Genomic DNA, 1215 nt, shown 5'->3' on the forward strand with positions numbered 1-1215 from the left:
TTGGCCCGGTCGGGGCCGAGGAACTCCCAGTCCTGCAGAAATCCGGAGATCGCGTCGTGCAGTGGCTCCTCGACGGCCGCGTCGAAAAGACCCTTCTTGCTCCCGAAATGACGAAAGATCGCCGCCGCTGTCACACCGGCGTCGGTAGCGACATCGCGCGTGCTCGTACCGCCGTACCCGTGAACTGAGAAAAGTCGGCGGGCCGACGCCAGTACGAGTGTTCGCACCTCTTCGGTGGACCTGCGCATCCGCGCCTGAGGCGTGGTCACCAGATGCTCTTCCGGCCGTTGATGAATTGTGGCTTGGGCGCGAAGTTCTTGACCAGGAGCACGTTGTAGACGGCGTAGCCGGTGGCAACGAGTCCGCTGAGGTAGAACCACGGTGTGTTGAAGTAGGGCGACGCCGTGGTCCACACGCCAAATCCGGGTGGTAGATAGGTGGCGATGATGGAAAGCAACACCACTACGGCCAGTCCCATGGAGGTGCCCTCCCGTGATTTGCGGCTAGCCCACAGGTAGCCGGGTCCGATCGCCACGATGAGGTTGGTCCAGACGTACCTCTTGGACATGGCCGCGTCGTTGAGCCCGCCGAAGAAGTAGTGGTCTGGTTGATCACACACGGGAACCACACCCTTTGCGGAATGATCCGGTTGAGGGCCTGCCGTGGCGTGACGGGGCCAGGGTAGTAGCGGCCCCAGATCTCCCGTAGCCGTAGCCGTAGCCGTAGCCGTAGCCGAAGCCGAAAGCGATGGCTGACACGATCAGGAGTCTGACGATATCGGGATGGCTGAAGTCGTAGTTGGTCAGCAAGTCGTTAATTACCAACGGGTTTCACCTGACTCGCGTCTCGGCGCTCATCCGGCCAGTGAGATGGCGTCGACGCGTGCGCGCAGTTCTGCGACCTCGCGTTCCAGCCGGGCGTCGCCCCCGGCCGGCTGATGGTCATCCGCGTCGACGGCACGCAGCAGGAACACGAAGTTGGGCACGAACCACACCAGGAAGGCGAACACGGGCACCCACCAGACCAGCACGCCGTTCCATGCCAGCGGCCCCGTCTTGAAGAACACCAGGAAGCTGGCAGGTGTGAAAGTTATTGCCAGCCAGATGTTCACATACCCGAGCCAGCGGGGGAAGATCGGCGTGTCGCGCCGGTCGATCAGTACGGCCACGCCGAACAACACCAGTTGCAAGACAAACGTCGAGACGACCCCGAGGA

3 protein-coding genes are annotated in these 1215 nt (G+C 62.5%); all 3 read right to left on the reverse strand.

The annotated features are described in order from the left end of the window. Positions 1-269, reverse strand: a 269-nt coding sequence (locus tag ACN269_RS33665; RefSeq protein WP_421477224.1) for a helix-turn-helix domain-containing protein, incomplete at its 3' end; no start/stop codon positions are given. Continuing rightward, entirely contained in the window at positions 266-619 is a 354-nt protein-coding gene (locus tag ACN269_RS33670) for a hypothetical protein (RefSeq protein WP_421477226.1), read from the reverse strand. The genes ACN269_RS33670 and ACN269_RS33665, both read right to left, overlap by 4 nt. Positions 620-853: 234 nt before the next feature. After that, positions 854-1215, reverse strand: a 362-nt coding sequence (locus ACN269_RS33675; protein ID WP_421477228.1) for a hypothetical protein, incomplete at its 5' end; no start/stop codon positions are given.

Origin of the sequence: Micromonospora sp. WMMD736, from assembly GCF_049179015.1 — a bacterium.
Taxonomy (GTDB): Bacteria; Actinomycetota; Actinomycetes; order Mycobacteriales; family Micromonosporaceae; genus Micromonospora.